We start from the raw sequence: 25355 nt of genomic DNA on the forward strand, positions 1-25355 counted from the left end.
GCACTATGGCTTTTGAAGGTCTTGGAGAACGTCTGCAGTCCACGATGGACCGCATTAAAGGGAAAGGTAAAGTAACGGAGTCCGACGTTAAATTAATGATGCGCGAAGTGCGCCTCGCACTGCTTGAAGCGGACGTTAACTTTAAAGTCGTGAAGCAGTTCGTGAACGATGTTAAAGAACGCGCGCTCGGCTCGGCTGTTATGCAGAGCTTAACACCCGGCCAGCAGGTCATTAAAATCGTTCAGGAAGAGTTAACATCGCTCATGGGCGGAGAAAATCAGAAAATTAATCTCGCGCAGAAACCGCCGACAGTTATTATGATGGTCGGCCTGCAGGGTGCGGGTAAAACGACAACAGCAGGGAAGCTTGCTTTGCACCTGCGTAAAAAACACAATAAGCGCCCGCTCTTAGTAGCGGGGGATATTTACCGTCCGGCAGCGATTGATCAGCTGGAGACGGTCGGAAAACAAATCGATATTCCTGTCTTCGCTCTCGGCGATCAGGTCAAGCCGGAGGAAATTACAGAAAAAGCGCTGCAGCACGCGAAAGAAGAACATCTCGATACGGTGATTATCGATACGGCAGGCCGTCTGCACATCGATGAAGCACTGATGAATGAGCTGAAAAATGTTAAAGAACTGTCGAAGCCGGATGAAATTATGCTCGTCGTCGATGCGATGACGGGACAGGACGCGGTAAACGTCGCAGAAAGTTTTAACGAGCTGCTCGATATTACGGGCGTGACGCTGACGAAGCTCGACGGCGATACGCGGGGCGGAGCAGCACTGTCTATCCGCTCCGTTACTGAGAAACCGATTAAGTTTGTCGGGGTGTCCGAGAAGATGGACGGGCTCGAAGCCTTCCACCCGGAACGCATGGCCTCCCGCATACTCGGCATGGGCGATGTATTGTCCATTATTGAAAAAGCACAGGACAACGTTAATGAAGATGAGCAGAAGGCGCTTGAGAAAAAACTGAAGGACTCGAGTTTTACACTCGATGACTTTTTGAGCCAGATGGACCAGGTGAAAACCTTAGGACCGCTGGACGATCTCTTAAAAATGATGCCGGGTGCAAACAAAATTAAAGGACTCGATAAAATGCAGTTCTCAGGCAAGGAAATCGATCATGTCCAGGCGATTATCCGTTCGATGACGCTCGATGAGCGCGAGAATCCTGAAAAACTGAACGCCAGCCGCAAAAAGCGTATTGCTAAAGGTTCCGGTCGTTCACTGCAGGAAATCAACCGTCTCTTAAAACAGTTTAACGACATGAAGAAAATGATGAAACAGATGACGAGCGGCAAAAAGAAAGGCCGAAACCCGTTCGGCGGCATGGGTCTGCCATTTTAAAAGTAAAATACACATGTAAAGAAAAAACTCTTTACATGTGTATTTTTGTTTGTTATGATAAGTAAGTCGAAAAGAAGTAGAGAGAGGAGTTTTCACACATGGCAGTAAAAATTAGATTAACTCGTATGGGTTCTAAAAGAAATCCTTACTACCGTATCGTAGTTGCAGATGCACGCAGCCCGAGAGATGGTAGAATCATCGAACAAATCGGTTCATATAACCCGGTTTCTAAATCTGAAGATAACGTTGTCCTAGACAGCGAAAAAGCGTTAGAGTGGTTGCAGAATGGTGCTAAACCAAGCGACACTGTACGTAACATCTTCAGTGACAAAGGCATCATGGAACAGTTCCACAATGCTAAATTCGGGAAATAATTCCGATGGACAAATTACTTCAAACAATTCTTGAACCGATGCTGGATTATCCGGAAGAACTCGTTATTAATCGTGACGAGACGCCGCATAAAGTTTCGTATAAAATAAGCGTGCACGAATCAGATGTCGGGCGAATAATCGGCCGCGGCGGCCGTTTTATTAAAGCGCTCCGCATCGTTGTTTCAAACGCTGACAGAGACGCGTCAAAGAAAGTGTTTGTTGATTTGCATTAAGACACACTTTAACAGTGTGTCTTTTTATTCTTTATAAGAGGTGTTCATCTTGCGAATTAAAATTGGTAAACTGGTAAATTTCCACGGTGTGCGCGGCGAAGTTAAAATATTGAGCGACTCCGACTTTCTGGATGAACGTTTTCAAGCGGGGAAAACGGTGGAAATCGGCGGTAAAGTACTGACGATTGCAAGCTACCGCACGCATAAGAACTTCCATCTGCTGAAGTTTGAAGGGGTGTCGAACATGAACGACATTCTCGACTTAAAAGGCAAAGATGTTTTTATCGAAGAAAACGAAGAAGATCTCAAGCTTGAAGAGAACGAGTATCACGTTCGTGACATCGTCGGCCTGACGGTTATTAATCTCGATGATAATACCGAGCTCGGTAAAATTTCTGAAGTGATGTTCACCGGCGCAAACGACGTCTGGGTTATAGAAGGCGAGCGCGAATATTTAATTCCGTATATCGAACAGGTCGTTAAAACGGTCGATCTCGACCGCGGGCTTGTTGAAATTACACCACTCGAAGGATTGTTGGATTAATGAATATATATTATTTAACATTGTTTCCGGACATGTACGAAGGTGTCCTCGGAGCATCTATTTTAAAACGCGCCAAAGACAAAGGCATCGTCGATTATCATATGGTTAACTTCCGTGATTTTTCAAACGATAAACATAACAAAGTCGATGATTATCCATATGGCGGCGGAGCAGGCATGGTTTTAAAACCGGAACCTGTCTTCAACGCTATGGACAGTCTGGATATCGGCGATAACAAGCGCGTTATTTTAATGTGCCCGCAGGGCAGGCCGTTTGACCAGAAACTCGCTGAAGAGCTGGCTGAAGAAGACAACATTGTCTTTATCAACGGCCACTATGAAGGTTATGATGAGCGGATCCGTTCGCTCGTTACCGATGAAGTATCCATCGGTGATTATGTTTTAACAGGCGGCGAGCTCGCATCGATGACAATGACTGATGCAATTGTCCGTCTGATTCCGGATGTGCTGAGCAATGAAGCAAGCCATCAGGAAGATTCATTCTCGACGGGTATGCTTGAACATCCGCATTACACCCGCCCGAGAGAATACCGCGGCATGAAAGTGCCGGATGTGCTCTTGTCCGGAAATCACAAGCTGATTGAAGAATGGCGGCACGAAGAAAGTCTGAAACGCACAAAAGAACGCCGTCCGGATCTCTTGGACGGATAAAGTTCAGTTTTATTTTAAAATTTATTGAATGGCCACAATTTGTATGGTAATATTATACGAGTGTAAATACACGTAAATATCACAATCATCCGCTGCCAAAGCAACTCGGGCAAGATAATTGGAAGAAGGAGAAGATATATCATGTCACAGGAATTATTAAATTCTATCGTTAAAGACCAGTTAAAAACTGATCTTCCTGAATTCAAAGCAGGAGACACAGTTAAAGTTCACGTTCGTATCGTAGAGGGAGACCGCGAAAGAATCCAGCTTTTCGAAGGTGTTGTAATTAAACGCCGTGGAGGCGGAATTTCAGAAACTTTCACTGTACGTAAAATTTCTTACGGTGTTGGTGTTGAACGTACATTCCCTGTACACACGCCTAAAATCGAAAAAATCGACGTTGTCCGCCGTGGACGCGTACGCCGTGCTAAACTTTACTACCTGCGCAACCTGCGCGGTAAAGCTGCCCGCATCAGAGAAATCCGATAAGGCACTTTATCATACCCGGACCAGTTTTGGTCTGGGTATTTTTTTGATTAATTTTAATGTTAACTAAAGTTAATAAATGTTGTATTATGCTGCCGGGCCGTTGTATAAATGAAGTAGCAAATTTACTTTGTGGAGGCGGTGCAAATGTTTTTGACTGAACGGAAGGATCCGGAAGAACTGCTGTACTATCAGGCTTTGTCAAGGCGGCGAGGACTCGATAAAAAATCTGAGGAACATTTATGGAGACTTCGGCGCGGCGCTGCCGGCGAGCGCGCCTATGATTTACTGTTTGACGAGGCGGGGCACAGTAATTTATATGTTTTCCGTGATTTATATTTACAGATTGAAGGATCTGTCACCCAGTACGACACTTTAATCGTTAGTGAGTCCGGTATTACCGTTAACGAAATTAAAAATTTTTCAGGCGATTACCGGGTGGAAGGGACAACCTGGTACAGAGGGGATTACGCTCTCCCGGACGACGCGCTGAGTCAGCTCAGGCGCGCTGTTGGAAAGCTTGTGAGGTTGAAACGAGCCGTATCTTTTGATTTTGAAGTGTCCGGAAAACTGGTTTTTCCTCATGAAGAATTCAGGGTTTCCGGAGGGGAGGAAGCTCTCTTTCAGCACTTTGTGCTGCGCTATGCCATGCGTAGTTATTTCCGAAGCTTTGAAAATGAATACAGCGGTGCTTCTGCTTCAGAACTTGCAGATGTGATTGAGCGTCACATCGTGCCAAATCCTTATTTTAAACTCCGCGTCGAATTCGATATGGTCAGGCACGGACTATACTGCGGCGGGTGCGGGAGCTTTAAGCTGGAAAAACAAAGTTTTCATCATCTATGCCTCAGCTGCGGCTCCCGGGAAAGTAACGAAACTCATCTAGTGAGAGCTATCAGCGATTTTAAATATTTATTTGGAGATTTGGAGATGACCAGCCGGAGGATGATGGGGTTTACGGGGGGAGCTGTTAACGTGCGCACCCTCCAGAGAATTTTGAATAAGTACTGTGATGCTGCAGGCAGATATAAATCAAGTAATTATATATTTAAGTACTATGATTTTACTGAAGCGATGAAAAAAGAGCAGAATACCCGTAAATATAAAGATTATCTTAACTGATAAGATATTTATTGGATTTGTCGGACACCGTGGCTTTGACAGTGTCCGATAACGGGATTTGTCGGACACCGTGGCTTTGACAGTGTCCGATAACGGGATTTGTCGGACACCGTAGATTTGACAGTGTCCGATAACGGGATTTGTCGTACACCGCAGTTTTGACAGTGTCCGATAACGGGATTTGTCAGACACCGTGGATTTGACAATGTCCGATAACGGGATTTGTCGGACACCGTGGATTTGACAATGTCCGATAACGGGATTTGTCGGACACCGCGGTTTTGACAGTGTCCGATAACAGGATTTGTCGGACACCGTAGATTTGACAATGTCCGATAACAGTATTTGTCGGACACCGCAGTTTTGACAGTGTCCGATAACAGTATTTGTCGGACACCGCAGTTTTGACAGTGTCCGATAACAGTATTTGTCGGACACCGTAGATTTGACAGTGTCCGATAACGGGATTTGTCGGACACCGTGGCTTTGATAGTGTCCGATAACAGGATTTGTCGGACACCGTGGCTTTGACAGTGTCTGACAAAACCCAATCCTCCTCACATCCCGCCCAAAATCATGATAAAATACAAGAGGAATAAACAAAACACAAGAAAATCAAATTTTAAAAATAACAATACAGAAAGGGGCAACCGAAGATGTCAATTAACTGGTTCCCGGGGCATATGGCGAAGGCGCGCCGCCAGATTGAAGAGAGTTTGAAGAAGGTGGACGTCGTTATAGAAATACTGGACGCGCGCATTCCCTATGCTTCCAAAAATCCGATGCTCGATCACGTCATCGGTGATAAGCCGAGAGTGGTTGTACTGAATAAGAAAGATATGGCGAATAACAAGGAAACGGATCGCTGGATTAACCGCCTGAAGGCTGAAGGAGTTTATCCTATAGCGCTGAACGGTAAGGAGCCGAACGTGTTGAAGAAAATTGAAAACACAGTCGTTGAAGCGACGAAAGAAATCTTTGAACGCATGGAGCGTAAAGGCATTAATCCGCGTGCGATCAGAGCAATGATTGTCGGAATTCCGAACGTTGGCAAATCCACGATTATTAATAATATAGCAAAACGAAAAGTGGCGAAAACCGGCAACACGCCGGGCGTGACGAAAGCGCAGCAGTGGATTAAGGCGGGAACTAAGATGGAACTGCTCGACACTCCGGGTGTGCTTTGGCCGAAATTCGAAGACGAGTCAATCGGACAGAAACTGTCGCTGACGGGTGCAATTAAGGATAACGTCGTGAACCTCGACGACATTGCGATCTTTGCCCTTAAATTCATGCAGGAGCATCACCTTGATGCGCTCAAACAGTTTTACAATATTAACATCGATGAAAACACCGAAATCGTGGAAATTTTTGATGCAATCGGCCAGTCGCGCGGCTTTAAAATGAGCGGCAATGAAATCGACTACGAGCGCGTGACAGAAAGAGTTATCTACGATACACGCGATGCTAAAATCGGGCGTTTTACCTTCGACCTCGCAGAGAGTGCGGAATGATTATATGAAGATAAGCGATATTAAACTCGAAATTGACAAGATAAAAACCCTGGCAGATTTAACTGCCTCGCCTTTTCACGAAGACGAACGAAAAGGTGTACAGAGCGCGCTTAACAGAAGGGCGCGCCTCCTCCAAAAAGAAAGGGCGCTCCTGGAGCATTACGACACGATGATGCGCCATGAAAACGAGCATCCCGCTGCCAGTCTCGCGGGTGTCGATGAAGCAGGGCGCGGACCGCTTGCGGGCGACGTGGTAGCTGCGGCTGTGATTCTGCCGGATGATTATAAAATAATCGGCCTCGATGACTCTAAAAAAGTACCTGAGTCAAAGAGGCTTGCTCTGCGCGAAGAAATTATGGAGCACGCTGAGTACGGTATCGGCATTGCGACAGCGGCGGAAATCGATAAGCACAATATTTATGAGGCGACGAAAATTGCCATGCAGCGCGCGATTGATAATCTTCCGCGGACGCCTGATCATTTACTGATCGATGCGATGACGCTCGGCAATAATATTCCGCAGACCTCGCTTATAAAAGGTGATGCGGTCTCCAATTCAATTGCAGCCGCTTCGATAATCGCAAAGACAACTCGTGACTTAATGATGGCAGAATACGAGGATGAATATCCGGATTACGGCTTTTTGAAGCATAAGGGCTACGGCACAAAAGCGCATCTTGAAGCTTTGCATAAATACGGGGCAACACCTATCCACAGAAAAACTTTTGAACCGGTAAAAAGTATGACCAGCGGACAAATTTAAGTATGAAAATTCACAAACTTTTAATAGCAAAAAAGTATATTCTTACGGTTTCGAATCATATTTTCTGCAACTTGTGATTTATTTTTCAAACTTTCTTAAAATAACAATAATTTGTTTCATTAGTTACCAGTTACACGTTTACATTCAACGATGGGTTTCCTATAATTGAGTATGTAAGCTTTATTAAAAAGTCTTAGGAGGAAAATCATGAATATCCATGAGTATCAAGGAAAAGAAATTTTTCGCTCAATGGGTGTAAACGTACCTAAAGGTGACGTTGCTCTTACACCAGAAGAAGCAGTTGAAGTTGCAAAAACACTTGATTCAGATGTCTACGTTGTCAAAGCTCAAATCCACGCAGGTGGCCGTGGTAAAGCAGGCGGCGTTAAGATAGCAAAATCTGTCGATGAGGTTAAAGAATATGCCGAAGAACTGTTAGGCAAAGTCTTAGTTACTCATCAGAACGGTCCGGACGGGACTGAAATCAAACGTCTTCTGATTGAAGAAGGCTGCGATATCGACAGCGAATACTACTTAGGTTTCGTAATTGACCGCGCGACGAACCGCGTAACATTAATGGGTTCTGAAGAAGGCGGAACTGAAATCGAAGAAGTGGCAGAAGCAACTCCTGAAAAGATTTTTAAAGAAGTGATTGACCCTGCAGTAGGTCTTCTGCCTTTCCAGGCTAAGAGACTTGCTTTCAATATTAATATTCCAACAGCATCAGTAAACAAAGCAGCTAAATTAATGCTTTCTTTATACGATGTGTTTATCGAAAAAGATGCAGCAATTATGGAAATCAACCCGCTTGTTACGACAGGCGACGGCGAAGTTATTGCGCTTGACGCGAAAGTTAACTTCGATGCGAACGCTTTATACAGAAACAAAGATATCGTTGAATTACGCGACTTCGATGAAGAAGATGAAAAAGAAATCGAAGCTTCAAAACACGATTTAGCATACATCGCCTTAGAAGGTAACATCGGCTGTATGGTTAACGGTGCCGGACTTGCTATGGCAACGATGGATACGATTAACCACTTCGGCGGAAAACCTGCCAACTTCCTCGACGTAGGGGGCGGCGCGACTGCTGAGAAAGTTACTGAAGCGTTCAAACTTATTTTAAGCGATAAAGCAGTAGAAGGAATCTTTGTAAACATTTTCGGCGGCATTATGAAGTGTGACGTTATCGCTGAAGGTGTCGTTGAGGCTGTCAATAATGTCGGTCTTGAAATACCTCTTGTAGTGCGTTTGGAAGGTACAAACGTTAAAGAAGGTAAACAAATTCTTGCAGATTCAGGTCTTGCAATCACACCGGCAGGCACAATGGCTGAAGGTGCTCAGAAGATCATCGCTGCTGTAAACGAAAATAAATAATAACGGAGGAATATATTGTGGCTGTATTTGTAGATAAAAATACTAAAGTAATTGTACAGGGTATTACCGGTTCAACAGCACTATTCCACACGAAGCAGATGCTTGAGTACGGTACTCAGATTGTTGCTGGTGTGACACCTGGTAAAGGCGGACAAGATGTTGAAGGCGTTCCTGTATTCAACACTGTAGAAGAAGCTAAAAAAGAAACTGGCGCAACTGTATCGGTAGTTTACGTGCCGGCTCCATTCGCAGCGGACTCAATCATGGAAGCTGCAGATGCTGAGCTTGACCTCGTAATTTGTATTACCGAGCACATCCCGGTACTCGACATGGTTAAAGTTGTACGTTATTTAGAAGATAAAAACACGCGTCTTATCGGACCGAACTGTCCGGGTGTTATTACTGCCGATGAAACTAAGATCGGTATTATGCCCGGCTATATCCACAAAAAAGGACACGTCGGTGTTGTATCACGCTCAGGGACGTTAACTTATGAAGCAGTTCACCAGTTAACACAGGAAGGTGTCGGCCAGACATCTGCTGTCGGTATCGGCGGAGACCCTGTTAACGGAACGAACTTTATCGATGTATTAAAAGAATTCAACGAAGATCCTGAAACTTACGCTGTAGTAATGATTGGGGAAATCGGCGGTACTGCTGAAGAAGAAGCGGCAGAGTGGGTTCGCGATAACATGACTAAACCTGTTGTCGGCTTCATCGGCGGACAGACTGCACCTCCAGGGAAACGCATGGGCCATGCCGGTGCGATTATTTCAGGCGGTAAAGGGACAGCTGATGAAAAAATCCGTATTATGAACGAATGCGGAATTGAAACAGCTGCAACACCTTCTGAAATTGGTGAAACGCTTATCGAGCGCATCAAAAAAGAAGACGGGCTTTACGAAAAATGCCTGACTGTAAAATAAATGAAATATAACTCAGCTAAGTGAGTGAATCAGACGGTAATCCGCATGGATTATCGTCTTTTTTTGTCTTTTTCTGGAAGGTTTTGTCGGCAAAATGATATCTGAAATTCCTGAGAAACATCTATAATATAAGTATCGGAATAACAGGGGGATGTTTATGGATTTACTATTGCTGAGTTTTGCAGGGGTCACTGCTAAAGAATATTTGACACTCTTAAATAAGAGCTGGATTTCGCCTGAATTAAAAAAGAAAATTAACTATGCAGGGTCGCTCGACAGAAAGAAAATTATAGCTCGTCTCGACAGGGATAACATCGGCTATCTTACGCATGAGCACGGGCTTTATCCGGCATTGCTGAAAGAAATTTATGATTTTCCCTACATATTATATTACCGGGGGAATGCTGCTCTTTTAAAGGAAGAGATGCTCGGGGTCGTCGGGAGCAGAAAGGCGACCGCCTATACCAGAAAATCTCTCGAGCTCCTCTTGCCGTCTTTAAAAAACATTGCTATTATATCAGGACTTGCCTACGGGGCAGATGAAGCGGCCCACCGGACAGCACTTTCACATAACATAAAGACAATCGGTGTGCTCGCCTTCGGTCATAATACGCATTATCCGAAAACGACGGCGGGCATCCGCACTGAAATGGAGAAAAACCATCTGACCATCAGCGAATATCCGCCGGATACTCCAATTCAAAAATGGCAGTTTGTGGCCAGAAACAGAATTATTGCCGGGTGCGCCCGCGGTGTGCTGGTGACTGAAGCGGAAGAAAAAAGCGGCAGTCTTATTACGCTCGAAATGGCGCTCGATGAGAACCGGAACGCTTACTGCCTGCCGGGAAGCATTACTTCAGCGCTGTCTAAAGGCACCAACTTGCGCCTGAAAGAAGGTGCAACTATCGTCACGGAAGCAGAGGATATACAGAGTGATTTCGTCTGAATTCCGGAACGCTGAATATTATAATAAATCGATTTTTATTGACAAAGTAAAATTTAACTGTGTATCATTTGGACTTGTATAGATTAAAAGTAAATTAGGAGGCAGCAGAGTGGCAGACAATTTAGTTATCGTAGAATCACCTGCGAAAGCAAAGACGATTGAAAAGTACCTCGGTAAACGATATAAAGTAATTGCTTCCATGGGACACGTGAGAGATCTTCCGCGCAGTCAGACTGGAATTGATACAGAAAATAATTACGAACCTAAATATATTACGATACGGGGTAAAGGCCCGTTATTGAAAGAATTGAAAAAAGAAGCAAAAAAAGCGAAAAAAGTATTTCTCGCAAGTGACCCCGATAGGGAAGGGGAAGCAATTGCCTGGCATTTAAGCCATGCGCTCGGACCGGACAATGATTATTACCGCGTAGTTTTCAATGAAATTACAAAGGACGCGGTGAAGGAAAGTTTTAAAACACCAGCAGAAATCGATATGCAGCTGGTAGATGCCCAGCAGGCCCGTCGCATACTCGACCGTCTGGTAGGTTACAATATTTCGCCTGTATTATGGAAGAAAGTGAAAAAAGGACTATCGGCGGGACGTGTGCAGTCAGTGGCACTGAAGCTGATTATCGACCGTGAAAATGAAATCCGTAAATTCGTTCCGGAAGAATACTGGTCTATCGAAGGAACATTTAAAACAGGGCGTTCGAAATTTACAGGTAAATTCAATAAGCTTGAGAAAGACAAGCAGAAGACCAAACTAAAAACTAAAGACGATGTCGATAAAGTATTAAATCAGCTGAAAGGCAACGACTTCCACATCGATTCCGTAGAGAAAAAAGAGAAGAAACGCTATCCGGCACAGCCGTTTACAACATCTTCTCTCCAGCAGGAAGCGGCGCGCAAACTGAATTTTAAAGCGCGTAAAACGATGATGCTTGCCCAGCAGCTCTATGAAGGTATCGATATTAAAAAAGAAGGTACGGTCGGTCTGATTACTTATATGAGAACGGACTCGACGCGTATTTCGAATACTGCCAAAGATGAAGCTTACGATTTAATTGAATCAGCCTACGGCAAAGAATTTACCGGAACACAGAAATCATCGAACAAAGCGGCAGCCCAGGATGCACACGAAGCAGTACGCCCGACATCGGCAAACCGCACACCGGATAATATGAAACAGTACTTAAGCCGCGACCAGCACCGTCTGTATAAACTGATCTGGGATCGCTTTATAGCGAGCCAGATGGCACCGGCAATACTGGATACTGTTAAAATTGATTTAAGTAACAACGGCGTGCTCTTTAGAAGCACGGGCCAGACGATTAAATTTAAAGGGTTTATGCAAATTTATATTGAAGGTTCGGATGACGAAGAAGATGATTTAAACAGCAAACTTCCCGAAATGAACGAAGGCGAGACAGTGACATCTGAAAAAATTGAGCCGGCCCAGCACTTTACGCAGCCGCCGCCGAGATTTACCGAAGCGCGTCTCGTTAAAACGCTTGAAGAATCGGGAATCGGACGTCCGTCAACATACGCACCGACAATCGATACGATTCAAAAACGCAACTATGTCCGCATGGACCAGAAGCGTTTTATCCCGACAGAAATCGGTGAAATTGTAAACGAGCAGGTCGTGGAATATTTCCCGGACATTATCGATATTGCGTTTACACGCAATATGGAGGAAAGTCTCGACTCGGTCGCTGAAGGCGATAAAGAATGGCGCGAAGTGATCGATGAGTTCTACAAAGGATTCAGTCCGCAGGTGGAACGCGCGGAAGAAGAGATGGAAAAAATTGAAATTAAAGATGAACCGGTCGGAGAAGACTGTGAGAAATGCGGATCTCCGATGGTTTATAAAATGGGTCGCTACGGCAAATTCATGGCATGCTCGAATTTCCCTGACTGCCGCAACACCAAAGCAATCGTTAAGGAAATCGGCGTTAAATGCCCGACTTGTAAAGAAGGGGAAGTTGTCGAACGCAAATCGAAGAGAAACAGAATCTTCTACGGCTGCGAACGCTACCCTGAATGTGACTTCGTCTCATGGGACCGTCCTATCGGACGCGACTGCCCGAAATGCGAACACTATCTGGTCGAAACGAAGAAAGGCAAAAAAGCGCAGGTTAAATGTACGAACTGCGATTACACAGAAGACGCAAGCTAAGAGTGAACCGCCCGCGTGGGCGGTTTTTTGCTGTTGGCGCTAATGTAAGCGCCTTTATTGTCTTCCATTTCGACAGAATTATAAATATTTGTACAATTAAGTGCAATTTCTTTAAAAATGGTTTAAAATAGCTAATGTTGTTTATTTATGGACAGGTGACTATTGTATTGCTTGGATAAATAATTTAAATTATGATAAAATTCAGACAAAGAATGAGGTGGTTGAAATTTACGTTAATGATTTCCTGCGTATGCTCAAGTATCAGCGTAATTTTTCAGATCATTCTATAAAAAGTTATGATCATGATATTCATGAGTTCATAACTTTTTTAAAGAGAGAAAGTTTATCGGTTCCATCGTTTAAATATATGGATGCAAGAAACTATCTGGCAATGCTGTATGAACGCAATTTAAAAAAATCAACGGTATCGAGGAAAATATCGACGCTCCGAAGCTACTATAATTATTTGGCTGACAGGGAATGCGTCGATATAAATCCGTTTACGGCACTGCCTTTTCCGAAGAAGGAAGCTGTACTTCCGGATTTCATGTATCCGAACGAAATCGAAGCGCTGTTTGGCAGCCTGGATGAGAATCATAAAATGTACGAACGGGATCTCGCAATACTGGAGCTGCTCTATGCGACAGGTATGCGGGCGGGCGAAATGATCGGCCTCCGGCTGCAGGATATTGATTTCACTGTGCAGATTGTCCGGGTACTCGGCAAAGGACGCAAATGGCGGGTCGTCCCGTTTCATGACCGCGCAGCGGCGGCGCTTCGAAACTATGCGGAAATATACAGCGAAGATATACTTAAGAATGATGCAATGTGGGTAAACCATAGAGGGGGACCGCTCACAGTCCGCGGACTCCGGCATATTATCGATATGACGGTCAAGCGGAGCGCACTTCATTTAGACATTCACCCGCATACTTTCAGGCATACATTTGCAACGCATTTACTGAACAACGGAGCAGATTTACGGGCGGTGCAGGATTTGCTCGGCCACGAGTCTTTATCGACGACACAGCGGTATACGCATGTGACGACAGAACAGCTTAAAAAGACTTATTTAAATGCACACCCGAGTAATAAGAAGAGGTGACATGAATGACGACGATATTCGCGATCAGACATAATGACAAAATGGCGATTGCAGGCGACGGCCAGGTAACACTCGGCAATCAGGTTGTGATGAAACATACAGCTAAAAAAGTCCGCCGGCTCTTTAACGACCAGGTTGTAGCAGGTTTTGCGGGCAGTGTGGCAGATGCTTTTACACTGTTTGAGAAATTTGAAGCAAATCTGCACGAGTACAACGGCAATCTGCAGCGTGCTGCAGTTGAACTGGCTAAGGAGTGGCGGGGTGATAAAATGCTCCGGCAGCTGGAAGCCATGCTGATTGTAATGGATAAAAATGATTTGCTGCTCGTTTCCGGCACCGGTGAAGTCATCGAACCGGATGACGGCATTCTCGCAATCGGCTCCGGCGGCAACTATGCCCTCGCAGCAGGACGCGCCATGAAAAAATACGGTGCTGATTTAAGTGCCGAAACGATTGCTTATGACAGTCTTAAACTGGCAAGCGAAATTTGCGTATTTACAAACGACAATATAATAGTAGAAACAATCGATTAAGGAAGCGTGAGATAAATGCCAAACACTAATCTTTCTCCAAGAGAAATTACAGCACGTCTCGACGAAAGTATTATTGGACAGAATGAAGCGAAGCGGAAAGTTGCGATTGCTATGCGCAACCGTTACAGAAGAATGCTGCTCGACGATGAATTAAAAGAGGAAGTTATTCCGAAAAATATTCTGATGATCGGGCCGACTGGTGTCGGTAAAACAGAGATTGCGAGACGCATAGCGAAAATTACAGGCAGTCCGTATACGAAAGTCGAAGCGACGAAGTACACGGAAGTCGGCTATGTCGGCCGCGACGTTGAGTCGATGGTCCGGGATCTCGTTGACAGCGCCGTCCGCATGGTCAAAGAAGCGAAGAAAAAAGAAGTTGCTGAAGATGCGGAAAACCTGGCTAACGAACGTCTGACAGGCCTGCTCGCTCCGGGACGTAAAAAACAGAAACAGACGGGCTCAAATCCGTTTGAAATGTTTATGAACCAGCAGGGCGAGGAAGAAGAAATTGAAGAAGTCGATGACTCTGTCCGCCTGAAACGCCGCGATATTAAAAGCCAGCTGCTCGCGGGCAAACTCGAGGACGAGAAAGTAACGATTGAAGTTGCGGAAAGTTCGAACCAGCTCGGCATGATGATGCCGGGCATGGATAACAACGGCATGGGCGACATGCTGCAGAACTTAATGCCGAAGAAAAAACACAAGCGGACGATGACGGTTAAAAAAGCCCGTCAGTACTTAATCGATGAAGAGGCTGAAAAGCTGATTGATATCGATAATGTAAACGACGAAGCGATAGAGCTCGCGGAAACAACAGGTATTATTTTTATCGACGAAATTGATAAGATAGCGAAGAGCAGCCAGAACTCGGGAGACGTGTCGAGAGAAGGCGTGCAGCGCGATATTTTACCGATTGTCGAAGGGTCAACGGTGCAGACTAAATACGGTTCGATAAAAACAGACTATATTTTATTCATCGGGGCGGGCGCCTTCCACGTGGCGAAACCAAGTGATTTAATACCTGAGCTGCAGGGGCGTTTCCCGCTCCGCGTCGAGCTGAACAAATTAACGGCGGACGATTTCGAACGTATCTTAAAAGAACCGAAGAACTCCCTGCTCGAACAGTACGAAGCGCTGCTTAAGACAGAAGACGTATCCGTATCATTTACGGATGAAGCGGTCCAGGCGCTTGCTGAAATTGCCTACAAAGTAAACTCCGAGACAGACGATATCGGTGCGCGGAGACTGCATACGATTTTAGAAACGCTGCTTGAGGAACTCTTGTTCGAAGCGAGCAATATGCAGGGCGCGCACGTTGAAATTACGAAGCAGTATGTCGATTCAAAACTGGACCATATTTCTACAGACAAAGATTTAAGCGAATTTATTTTATAATTTAACAGGAGTGAAATAACCATGCCAAGTTTATTACAGAAAACACGTGAGATTAACAATTTAATTCAAGGAAGTTCAAACATTAAAGTAGACTTCGAAGAAGTAGCGGATAAATTAAGTCGTATTCTGGAGTGTAATACTTTTATCGTATCAAAGAGAGGTAAACTGCTCGGTATCGGTGTTGTTCAGACAATCGAAAACGAACGCATCGTCGATATGCTGGATAACAGACAATTCCCGGACTATTACGTTAACCAGATTATGCGTATTACAGAAACCCGCGAAAACATCGCTTTTGAAGATGACTTAACAATCTTCCCGGCTGAAGATCCTTACCAGGATTCAGAAACATGCATCGTGCCGATTTACGGCGGAGGCAACCGTTTAGGCACACTGGTTCTTGGACGGAGAGAAAATAAATTCTCAGAAGACGATCTCGTTCTTGCAGAATATGCTGGTACAGTGGTCGGCATGGAAATCCTCCGCGAGAAAAATGAAGAAGTTGAACAGAAAGCACGCGATAAAGCGAGCATTGCCATGGCAATCCGTTCTCTGTCGTATTCAGAGCGCGAAGCAATCGAACACATTTTTGATGAGCTTGATGCAGATGAAGGACTGCTCGTTGCTTCTAAAGTCGCAGACCGTGTCGGCATTACGCGTTCGGTTATCGTTAACGCACTCCGTAAACTTGAAAGTGCAGGCGTAATCGAATCCCGTTCACTCGGTATGAAAGGAACGTTTATCAAAGTTAAAAAAGAAGACTTCCTTCCGGAGCTCCGCAAAGAAAGCTAAACTTGCAGAGAAGGAATATATATGATATAGTATTAATCGGTCAAAAGACCAAATACGCACAGCAGAGTAAGGGATTAACCGGTGCCTGTTTACAGGTGGTTATTCAGCACGATGCTGGAGGTATAAACCAATTAGGAGGAAACAAATCATGGCAGTAATTACTATGAAACAATTGCTTGAAGCAGGTGTGCATTTCGGACACCAGACACGCCGCTGGAACCCTAAGATGAGCAAATACATCTTCACGGAACGTAACGGCATCTACATTATCGACCTGCAAAAAACAGTTAAAAAAGTTGCAGAGGCTTACGACTTCGTTAAGTCAATCTCTGAAGAAGGCGGACAGGTTCTGTTTGTCGGTACTAAAAAACAAGCTCAGGACGCTATCAAAGAAGAAGCGGAACGTGCTGGACAGCTTTACGTTAACCAGCGCTGGTTAGGCGGTATCTTAACTAACTACCAGACGATTAACAAACGCATCAAGAGAATTTCTGAAATTGAAAAAATGGAAGCTGACGGAACTTTCGACGTTCTTCCTAAAAAAGAAGTTGTTGAACTGCGTAAAGAATACGCACGCTTAAACAAATTCTTAGGCGGTATCCGCGACATGAAGAAAATGCCTAGCGCTATTTTCATCGTTGACCCTCGTAAAGAGCGCAACGCGATTGCAGAAGCTAAAAAATTAGGAATTCCTATCGTAGCAATGGTCGACACTAACTGTGACCCTGACGAAATCGACTACGTAATCCCGGCTAACGACGACGCTATCCGCGCAGTCAGACTGATGACAAGCAAAATGGCGGATGCTGTTTTAGAAGGTCAGCGCGGTATTTCAGACGAAGAAGTAGCAGCAGAACAAAATATCGACTTAAAAGAAGAAGATGCTTCAGCTGAAACTACAGAAGAAAACGCGCAATAATTAATTGAGAATTCAGGTGATAAGCGTAATACTTATCACCTTTTTTACAACAATTATATGGAGGACTGAACAATGGCTATTTCAGCAAAATTAGTTAAAGAACTACGTGAAAAAACAGGCGCAGGCATGATGGACTGTAAAAAAGCGCTTATCGAAACTGATGGAGACATCGACAAAGCAGTCGATTACCTCCGTGAAAACGGTATTGCAAAAGCAGCTAAAAAAGCTGACCGTATCGCTGCAGAAGGTGCTGTTTACATCACTTCTGAAGGAAACGAAGCGGTAATCGTTGAAATCAACTCTGAAACAGACTTCGTTGCACGTAACGAAGCATTCCAGACACTTGTTAAAAGAATCGCTTCACACATCCTTGCAACTAAACCTGCAGATGTAGAAGCTTTATACAGCTCTGAACTTGATGGTGAAACTGTAACTTCAATTATGAACAACGCAGTTGCAACTATCGGAGAGAAATTAAACATCAGACGTTTTGCAGTTGAAACCAAAACTGACAATGACGCTTTCGGCCAGTACATGCACATGGGCGGACGCATCGGCGTATTAACAGTTGTAGAAGGTACTACTGACGAAACAGTTGCGAAAGATGTTGCTATGCACGCTGCAGCATTAAACCCTAAATACGTTTCACGCGACGAAGTAGATCAGGCTGAACTTGATCACGAGCGCGATGTTCTGCGTCAGCAGGCATTAAATGAAGGTAAACCTGAAAAAATCGTCGACAAGATGGTTGAAGGAAGAATCCGCAAGTATTTAGAAGAAATCTGCATCGTGGATCAGCCGTTTGTTAAAGACTCTGATCAGACAGTACAGCAGTACTTAGAGTCTAAAAATGCATCAATCCGCACTTTCGTCCGTTACGAACTTGGTGAAGGTATTGAAAAACGCGAAGAAAACTTTGCTGACGAAGTATTAGGACAAGTTAAAAAATAAATTGCTTAAAAAGACACTTCGGTGTCTTTTTTTCTAAGTAATAAATTCGAAGGAAAAGGATTGAAAAACATGGCTGAATCTTCTAAATTTACACGCATCGTGTTAAAGCTCAGCGGAGAAGCACTTGCTGGCGACGATGGTTTCGGAATTAATCCCGTTGTCATTAAAAATATTGCTTCCCAAGTTTCGGAAGCGCAAAAATTAGGCGTTGAAATGGCGATTATCGTCGGCGGCGGCAATATCTGGCGCGGCAAGATCGGCAGCGACCTCGGAATGGACCGCGGCACTGCAGATTACATGGGAATGCTTGCAACAGTTATGAACTCACTGGCACTGCAGGACAGTTTAGAGCAGCTCGGTCATGAAACGAGAGTGCTGACATCAATTGAAATGAAACAGGTCGCTGAACCTTATATAAGAAGACGTGCGATCCGCCACCTTGAAAAAGGGCGTATTGTTATCTTTGCAGCAGGTATCGGCAACCCGTACTTCTCAACAGATACAACAGCAGCACTCCGCGCGGCGGAAATTGAAGCAGATGTTATTCTGATGGGCAAAAATAACGTAGACGGTGTTTATTCTGCAGATCCGAAACACGATTCGTCAGCTGTTAAGTATGAAAAGCTGACTTATATTGAAATGCTGCAGGAAAATCTGCAGGTAATGGATGCTACAGCATCATCGTTCTGTATGGACAATGACATCCCGCTTGTGGTATTTTCAATTACAGAAGAAGGTAATATTAAGCGTGCCGTTTCCGGAGAAACTATCGGTACGACTATTACAAAGCAATAGGAGAAGATATTAATATGAGTGAATCCGTTTTGAAAACAACTGAAGACAAAATGAAGAAATCAATCGACAGCCTGAGCCGTGAACTCGCTTCAATCCGTACAGGAGCTGCAAACTCAAGTATGCTGGACCGTGTTCATGTTGACTATTACGGTGCACCGACACCGCTGAATCAGCTGGCAAGCATCAGCGTGCCTGAAGCGCGTATGCTGGTTGTTCAGCCTTATGATAAAAGCTCTGTTGACGATGTTTTGAAAGCAATTCAAAAAGCGGACCTCGGGGTCAATCCGACAAGTGACGGCACCCTGATTCGTATTACCGTTCCTCAGCTGACTGAAGAACGCCGGAAGGAATTCGTTAAAGATGCACGCAAAGAAGGCGAAACTGCTAAAGTCGCAATCCGCAACGTGCGCCGTGATTCAAATGACGAATTGAAAGCATCAGAAAAGTCCGGAGATATTTCAGAAGACGAACTGAGAAACATGACGGACGACGTTCAGAAACTGACAGATAAGTACATCGCAGAAGTTGATGCAATGTGCGACGCTAAAGAAAAAGATATTCTCGAAGTTTAATCTTAGAAACAGGTAAGGGGACTTACCTGTTTTTTTATTATATAACTATGTTAAAATAAAATAATTGAAGAAGTATATTAAAATTTATTACAGATACATATTTGGCACGGAGGATCGTCATGTTTAAAGCGACTAAAGATAAATCTCTGACTGAGAGACCACTACCGGAACATATTGCGATTATTATGGATGGCAACGGCAGATATGCGAAATTGCGCAGTATGCCCCGTATAAAAGGTCATTACGAAGGAATGCAGAATGTAAAACGTATCGTGAGACATGCTGCAGATATAAAACTTAAGTATTTAACGCTCTATGCGTTTTCAACAGAAAACTGGTCCCGTCCAAAGAGCGAAGTGAACTATCTGCTAAAGCTTCCGACCGATTTTCTCAGCACGTTTTTACCGGAACTGATTGAGAAAAATGTGGTTGTGAAAACAATTGGAGATTTCGAGGCACTGCCGAAGCACACGCGTAAAGCAGTCCAGACCGCAATTGATAAAACAGCGGACAACACCGGACTCACACTCGTCTTTGCTCTGAACTACGGCGGGCGCGACGAACTGATCGGGGCAGTAAAAGAAATGATGAGTGATGTTCTCTCAGGCACACTTGATGCTGATGCTCTCGACAGTAAGACTTTCGATGATTATTTAATGACTAAAGATATGCCGGACCCTGAAATGATTATTAGAACTTCAGGCGAATACCGGCTGAGTAATTTCTTATTATGGCAGGCCTCCTACAGCGAACTGTTCTTTTCACATACGCTGTGGCCGGAATTCTCAACTGAAGAAATGGATGATCTGATACTTCAGTATCAAAAGAGAGACCGGCGTTTTGGAGGCTTAAATGAGGAGGATGTAATAGATGAAGACTAGAACGATAACTGCAGTCATTGCACTGCTGTTATTTTTGCCGATTGTAATAATCGGCTCATGGCCGCTGTTAATTTTAGTCTACCTCATGGCGATTACGGGGCTTTACGAAATTTTAAAGATGAACCGGATTCACATCGTTTCACTGCCGGGTATTTTATCTTTAATTGCTCTCTGCATGGTATTAATTCCGCAGGAATCCTTTTCACCGGCAATCGCTGATTTCCAGCTGGAAATTATCGTGGCGCTGGCACTTATTATGCTGTCGACGACAGTAGTGTCAAAAAACAGATTTACCTTTGTTGATATGGGTTTCTGCGTCCTTGCAGTTGCTTATATCGGCATCGGCTTCATGTACTTTTTTGAGACGCGGGAATCCGGCCTGATTTATATTTTATATGCACTCCTCATCGTCTGGCTGACGGATACGGGAGCTTATCTGTTCGGAAAAGCATTCGGCAGAAGAAAATTGTGGCCGCAGATCAGTCCGAACAAGACGATAGAAGGGTCGCTCGGCGGCACCCTCGTATCGGTGCTTATACCGGTGGTTTTCGTCTTCACAGGCCTGATGGAAGGTTCGCTGTGGCTCTTAATTCCGTTTACTATTGTTCTCAGCATCTTCGGGCAGATGGGAGACCTCGTGGAATCCGCTTTGAAACGTCACTTTGACGTCAAAGACTCAGGCACATTTTTACCGGGACACGGCGGTATACTAGACCGCTTTGACAGTTTCATCTTCGTACTGCCCCTGATGAACATCTTACCGATTATTTCATAATAACAGGTGAATACTATGATAAAAACCATTTCTATACTCGGTGTTACAGGTTCTATCGGGACCCAGGCACTGGACATCATTAAAAAAAATCCGGAACATTTTAAACTCGGTGCAATTTCTGCCGGCCGCAATTTAGCTAAGCTGAATGAAATTTTAACAGACTTTCGTCCGCCCTTAGTATCGGTGCAGGACAGAGACGCTCTTAAAGAACTGCAAAGTAAATATCCGCATATAGAATTTACTTCCGGGGAAGAAGGTCTTCTTGCAGTTGCTGAATTTAACAGCGACCTGCTCTTAACAGCAATACTTGGAAGTGTGGGCTTAAGGCCGACACTTGCTGCTATCGATGCAGGAACTGATATTGCTCTTGCAAACAAAGAAACCCTAGTTGCAGCTGGCGATCTTGTGATGGAACGTGCACGTGAAAAGAACGTGCAGATTATTCCTGTCGATTCAGAGCACTCGGCTCTGTTTCAATGTTTAAAAGGCGAAAATGAAAAGGAAATCAGCAGCTTGATTATTACGGCAAGCGGCGGTTCCTTCAGAGATCTTTCGCGCGATGAGCTCGGCAGCGTCACTTTAAAAGATGCCTTAAATCACCCGAACTGGTCGATGGGACAGAAGATTACAATCGATTCTGCCACCATGATGAATAAAGGTTTTGAAGTTATCGAAGCAAAACATTTATTCGACGTCGAAATTTCAGAGATTAAAACATTGCTGCATAAGGAAAGCATCATTCATTCGATGGTGGAATTTATCGATAACAGTATTATGGCGCAGCTCGGCAACTCCGATATGAGAACGGCTATCCAGTACGCCTTTACGCATCCGGAGAGAATTCGTAAAGATAATCCGTTGTCTCTCAGTGAATTATCACAGCTTAACTTCAAACCAATGGATTTTGACCGCTTTAAAATGTTAAAATTCGCTTATGATGCGCTCGAAGCAGGCGGTACACTGCCGACGGTAATGAACGCTGCGAATGAATACGCAGTCGGAGAATTTTTACAGGGCAGAATTAAGTTTTTGGAAATTGAAGAAATCGTTGAAGCCCGTATGATGCAGCACGAGAATATTCAAAATCCCGACCTTGAAACGATACTGAGCCTTGACGCGCGCTATAAATCAAATATGAGGTGAAGTAAGTGACAGGAATTTTAGCATTTATAGTCGTTTTCGGTGTGCTTGTTACCGTGCATGAATTCGGCCATATGTTCTTTGCAAAACGTGCAGGAATTATGTGTCCGGAGTTTGCCATCGGTATGGGACCGAAAATCTTTTCATATAAATACAATGATACGCAGTACACGGTGCGTCTGTTGCCAATCGGCGGCTACGTAAGGATGGCTTCAAAAGATATGGAAGTTAATCCGCTGAATGCCGGTATGCGCATCAATATTAAATTAAACCAGAACGATGAAATTACACACATCCTGCTAGATGATAAACACAATTTCCAGCATGTCGAAGAGATTGAAGTCGTCGACAGCGACATCTCTGAACGGATGTACGTAACCGGATTAAAACTGAATGACAACAGTGAAGCGACTTATTATTTCAGCGATGAATGCTACTTCGTTGAAAACTCGGAGCTCGAACGTATCGCACCCTTGTCCGGCAGATTTGAAAGTAAGAGTGTCTGGCAGCGTTTCTTAACGCTGTTTGCCGGACCGCTTTTTAATTTCCTGCTCGCTTTTGTTTTATTTACTATCCTGTTTTACATCCAGGGGAAACCGGTTGATGAGCCGATTGTCGGAACGGTCATGGAAGATACGCCTGCAGCGGAAATTAATCTGGAAGAAGGCGACCGCATCCGTTCCATCGACGGTACAGAAGTCGACAGCTGGAGTCATATGACCCAGCTGATTCAGGAAGGCGAAGGCAATCCTCAGGAACTGATGATTGAATCCGGAGAAGAATCGCGAACGGCAACGCTCGAACCGACGGTTGAATCGACGGAATTACCTGACGGGACTGTACAGGAACGTCTTATCATCGGTGTCGGCAGAGACTTTGAAGACGGCGTGATTGCTCCTGTATGGTGGGGAATCGAAGAAACTGTGTCCAGCATGTCACTCATCTTTGAACTCGTCGTCAATATGATCGGCACGATTTTTGCCGGCACCTTCAGTTTTGATATGCTGAACGGCCCGGTCGGCATTTATAAAGTAACAGAAACAGTCGCATCACAGGGCATTTTAGTGCTGATGAACTTTACTGCGCTGCTCAGTGTGAATTTAGGTATAATGAACTTACTGCCGATTCCGGCACTCGACGGCGGAAGAATTTTATTCGTGCTCTACGAAGGAATTTTCAGACGTCCGCTGAACCGCAAAGTGGAATTGAACATACAGTTAATCGGCGTATTATTCGTCTTAGTCATTATGGTGCTCGTCACCTGGAACGACATTAAAACATTTTTCTTATAGGAGTGAAACAATATGAGGCAATCACAAATGTTTATCCCTACACTTAGGGAAACACCAACAGAAGCCGAAAGTTTAAGCCACCGCCTGATGCTGAAGTCAGGTATGATTAAACAGCTCGCACGCGGTATATATGCATATTTGCCGATCACGCAGCTGGTGCTGAACAATATTCAGGATATTGTGCGTGAGGAAATGATGAATATCGGCGGTGCCGAAGTGCACCTGCCGGTGCTGCACCCCCGCGAATTATGGGAAGAATCGGGCAGATGGGACGCATACGGCAAAGAGCTTATGAGAATCCGCGACCGTCATGACAGGGAGTTTGCTCTCGGGCCGACACACGAAGAAGTAATTACTTCGCTCGTCCGCGATGAACTGAAAAGCTATAAAAAGCTGCCGCTTACCTTATTCCAGATCCAAACGAAATTCCGCGATGAATTAAGACCGAGATTCGGCCTGCTCCGCGGACGTGAATTTATAATGAAAGATGCATACTCTTTCCATATCGATGAAGAATCGCTGGATAAAACGTACAGAGACATGTACGATGCCTACAGCCGCATCTTTACGCGTCTCGACTTAAATTACAGAGCAGTCGAGGCGGACGGCGGCTCTATCGGAGGCAGCCACACACATGAATTTATGGCGCTTGCAGATATCGGTGAAGATACTATCGTTTACACAGATGAAAGCAGCTATGCTGCAAATATTGAAAAAGCAGAATGTACACCGCCAGAAGAGCGCAGTACTGAAGAAATGCTTGAAACTGAAAAAATCGCGACACCTGATATCGGCACTGTAAAAGAACTTGCCGATTTCCTCGATACCGATTTAACTTTAACGACTAAAACGATGGTTGTTAAAACGGAAGACGGTCTGAAAATGATTGTTATCCGCGGGGACCAGGAGCTGAACGATGTTAAAGTGAAAGCTTACTTTAATACTGAAATGATCGATATGGCAGCGGATGAAGAAATTACGGCAGAATTGAATGCAGCACCGGGTTCTCTCGGTCCTGTCGGTTCACCAATTCCCGTCTATCTTGATTACCAGGTCGAAGCGATGAGAAATTATCCGGTCGGGGCCAATGAAACGGGTTATCACTTATTAAATGTGAACCATGAACGCGACTTCGAAGCAGCCGGTACGGGTGACTTCAGATTTATTAACGAAGGTGAAACGGTTGCTGACGGTTCAGGTCCGGCTAAATTCATGCGCGGTATTGAAGTCGGTCAGGTATTTAAACTCGGCACTAAATATTCCGAAGCTATGGATTTCAACGTACTCGACCAGAACGGCCGTGCAAAACCGGTCTTAATGGGCTGTTACGGTATCGGGATTTCACGCGTGCTTTCGGCAATCGTCGAAAGCCATAACGATGACAAAGGTATCTACTGGCCGAAATCAGTCACACCTTTTGATATTCACCTTATTACAGCGAATACGAAGGATGAAACGATTACCGGCACGGCTGCGGAAATTTACGATATTTTATCGAAAAACCACCGTGTGCTGTACGATGACCGCAACGAGCGCGCAGGCGTTAAATTTGCCGATTCGGAACTGATTGGCCTGCCTGTAAGAATCGTCGTCGGACGCGGCGCGAAAGACGGCATAGTCGAAGTGAAAGGCCGTCTTGACGAAGAATCTACAGAAGTGCGGATTACAGACTTAACATCATATCTTGCAGACAATGACTACGCGTAAATCTTAGATTT

General features: G+C 44.6%; 26 protein-coding genes. All 26 read left to right on the top strand.

Annotated features, from left to right (window positions below; all coding sequences use genetic code 11):
- Positions 1 to 5 precede the first annotated feature (5 nt).
- The 26 genes from ffh to MHH58_RS04825 all read left to right on the top strand — a co-directional run bounded on the left by ffh (position 6) and on the right by MHH58_RS04825 (position 25344).
- On the top strand, positions 6 to 1352 hold the full coding sequence (gene ffh / locus MHH58_RS04700; RefSeq protein WP_341345165.1) for a signal recognition particle protein: 1347 nt from the start codon (positions 6 to 8) through the stop codon (positions 1350 to 1352).
- 98 nt (positions 1353 to 1450) lie between these two features.
- Positions 1451 to 1726: a 30S ribosomal protein S16 gene (gene rpsP / locus MHH58_RS04705; protein ID WP_115885769.1), complete on the top strand. Its 276-nt coding sequence runs from the start codon at positions 1451 to 1453 to the stop codon at positions 1724 to 1726.
- A gap of 5 nt (positions 1727 to 1731) precedes the next feature.
- Positions 1732 to 1959, top strand: coding sequence for a KH domain-containing protein (locus MHH58_RS04710; protein ID WP_115885770.1), 228 nt, complete (start codon positions 1732 to 1734; stop codon positions 1957 to 1959).
- Positions 1960 to 2008: 49 nt separating this feature from the next.
- On the top strand, positions 2009 to 2503 hold the full coding sequence (rimM, locus tag MHH58_RS04715; RefSeq protein ID WP_341345166.1) for a ribosome maturation factor RimM: 495 nt from the start codon (positions 2009 to 2011) through the stop codon (positions 2501 to 2503).
- The gene (gene trmD / locus MHH58_RS04720) at positions 2503 to 3174 is read left to right on the top strand and encodes a tRNA (guanosine(37)-N1)-methyltransferase TrmD (RefSeq protein ID WP_115885772.1); all 672 of its coding nucleotides are present in this window, start codon (positions 2503 to 2505) and stop codon (positions 3172 to 3174) included. Before rimM ends, trmD begins: the two co-directional genes overlap by 1 nt.
- Before the next feature lie 141 nt (positions 3175 to 3315).
- A complete protein-coding gene (gene rplS, locus MHH58_RS04725; RefSeq protein WP_341345167.1) occupies positions 3316 to 3663 on the top strand; it encodes a 50S ribosomal protein L19 in 348 nt (115 codons plus the stop codon).
- Between the two features lie 144 nt (positions 3664 to 3807).
- Entirely contained in the window at positions 3808 to 4782 is a 975-nt protein-coding gene (locus MHH58_RS04730; RefSeq protein WP_341345168.1) for a nuclease-related domain-containing protein, read from the top strand.
- A 656-nt stretch (positions 4783 to 5438) separates the two neighbouring features.
- The gene (gene ylqF / locus MHH58_RS04735) at positions 5439 to 6296 is read left to right on the top strand and encodes a ribosome biogenesis GTPase YlqF (RefSeq protein WP_135095661.1); all 858 of its coding nucleotides are present in this window, start codon (positions 5439 to 5441) and stop codon (positions 6294 to 6296) included.
- A gap of 4 nt (positions 6297 to 6300) precedes the next feature.
- Entirely contained in the window at positions 6301 to 7059 is a 759-nt protein-coding gene (locus MHH58_RS04740) for a ribonuclease HII (RefSeq protein WP_135095659.1), read from the top strand.
- Positions 7060 to 7266: 207 nt separating this feature from the next.
- Complete coding sequence (sucC, locus tag MHH58_RS04745; protein WP_115885777.1) at positions 7267 to 8436, top strand: ADP-forming succinate--CoA ligase subunit beta; 1170 nt, start codon at positions 7267 to 7269, stop codon at positions 8434 to 8436.
- Between the two features lie 17 nt (positions 8437 to 8453).
- Positions 8454 to 9362, top strand: coding sequence for a succinate--CoA ligase subunit alpha (gene sucD, locus MHH58_RS04750; protein WP_115885778.1), 909 nt, complete (start codon positions 8454 to 8456; stop codon positions 9360 to 9362).
- Between the two features lie 157 nt (positions 9363 to 9519).
- Positions 9520 to 10308 carry a DNA-processing protein DprA gene (gene dprA, locus MHH58_RS04755; RefSeq protein ID WP_135095657.1) on the top strand — a complete coding sequence of 263 codons (789 nt, stop codon included), beginning with the start codon at positions 9520 to 9522 and terminating at the stop codon, positions 10306 to 10308.
- Positions 10309 to 10417: 109 nt separating this feature from the next.
- Positions 10418 to 12487: a type I DNA topoisomerase gene (gene topA, locus MHH58_RS04760; protein WP_135095655.1), complete on the top strand. Its 2070-nt coding sequence runs from the start codon at positions 10418 to 10420 to the stop codon at positions 12485 to 12487.
- A gap of 226 nt (positions 12488 to 12713) precedes the next feature.
- Positions 12714 to 13592 (top strand): site-specific tyrosine recombinase/integron integrase, encoded by an 879-nt coding sequence (gene xerA, locus MHH58_RS04765; protein WP_318272228.1) that lies wholly within the window; start codon positions 12714 to 12716, stop codon positions 13590 to 13592.
- Between the two features lie 5 nt (positions 13593 to 13597).
- Positions 13598 to 14125 (top strand): HslVU peptidase proteolytic subunit, encoded by a 528-nt coding sequence (hslV, locus tag MHH58_RS04770; protein ID WP_341345169.1) that lies wholly within the window; start codon positions 13598 to 13600, stop codon positions 14123 to 14125.
- Positions 14126 to 14140: 15 nt separating this feature from the next.
- Positions 14141 to 15520 (top strand): ATP-dependent protease ATPase subunit HslU, encoded by a 1380-nt coding sequence (gene hslU / locus MHH58_RS04775; RefSeq protein WP_135095651.1) that lies wholly within the window; start codon positions 14141 to 14143, stop codon positions 15518 to 15520.
- A 21-nt stretch (positions 15521 to 15541) separates the two neighbouring features.
- A complete protein-coding gene (codY, locus tag MHH58_RS04780; RefSeq protein WP_115885784.1) occupies positions 15542 to 16312 on the top strand; it encodes a GTP-sensing pleiotropic transcriptional regulator CodY in 771 nt (256 codons plus the stop codon).
- 148 nt (positions 16313 to 16460) lie between these two features.
- Entirely contained in the window at positions 16461 to 17231 is a 771-nt protein-coding gene (gene rpsB / locus MHH58_RS04785; protein ID WP_115885785.1) for a 30S ribosomal protein S2, read from the top strand.
- 72 nt (positions 17232 to 17303) lie between these two features.
- Positions 17304 to 18182, top strand: coding sequence for a translation elongation factor Ts (gene tsf / locus MHH58_RS04790; protein ID WP_115885786.1), 879 nt, complete (start codon positions 17304 to 17306; stop codon positions 18180 to 18182).
- A gap of 69 nt (positions 18183 to 18251) precedes the next feature.
- Positions 18252 to 18977 (top strand): UMP kinase, encoded by a 726-nt coding sequence (pyrH, locus tag MHH58_RS04795; protein WP_135096323.1) that lies wholly within the window; start codon positions 18252 to 18254, stop codon positions 18975 to 18977.
- A 14-nt stretch (positions 18978 to 18991) separates the two neighbouring features.
- On the top strand, positions 18992 to 19549 hold the full coding sequence (frr, locus tag MHH58_RS04800; RefSeq protein ID WP_115885788.1) for a ribosome recycling factor: 558 nt from the start codon (positions 18992 to 18994) through the stop codon (positions 19547 to 19549).
- A 119-nt stretch (positions 19550 to 19668) separates the two neighbouring features.
- Positions 19669 to 20430 carry an isoprenyl transferase gene (locus MHH58_RS04805; protein ID WP_341345170.1) on the top strand — a complete coding sequence of 254 codons (762 nt, stop codon included), beginning with the start codon at positions 19669 to 19671 and terminating at the stop codon, positions 20428 to 20430.
- Positions 20420 to 21205 (top strand): phosphatidate cytidylyltransferase, encoded by a 786-nt coding sequence (locus tag MHH58_RS04810; protein ID WP_115885790.1) that lies wholly within the window; start codon positions 20420 to 20422, stop codon positions 21203 to 21205. The genes MHH58_RS04805 and MHH58_RS04810 overlap by 11 nt, the downstream gene beginning before the upstream one ends.
- Before the next feature lie 18 nt (positions 21206 to 21223).
- Positions 21224 to 22348: a 1-deoxy-D-xylulose-5-phosphate reductoisomerase gene (gene dxr, locus MHH58_RS04815; protein ID WP_341346088.1), complete on the top strand. Its 1125-nt coding sequence runs from the start codon at positions 21224 to 21226 to the stop codon at positions 22346 to 22348.
- Positions 22349 to 22353: 5 nt separating this feature from the next.
- Positions 22354 to 23637, top strand: a complete 1284-nt coding sequence (gene rseP / locus MHH58_RS04820) for an RIP metalloprotease RseP (RefSeq protein WP_135095647.1) — start codon at positions 22354 to 22356, stop codon at positions 23635 to 23637.
- A 12-nt stretch (positions 23638 to 23649) separates the two neighbouring features.
- Complete coding sequence (locus MHH58_RS04825) at positions 23650 to 25344, top strand: proline--tRNA ligase (RefSeq protein WP_341345171.1); 1695 nt, start codon at positions 23650 to 23652, stop codon at positions 25342 to 25344.
- Positions 25345 to 25355 lie beyond the last annotated feature (11 nt).

The organism is Jeotgalicoccus sp. FSL K6-3177 (assembly GCF_038050175.1).
GTDB lineage: Bacteria > Bacillota > Bacilli > Staphylococcales > Salinicoccaceae > Jeotgalicoccus > Jeotgalicoccus nanhaiensis.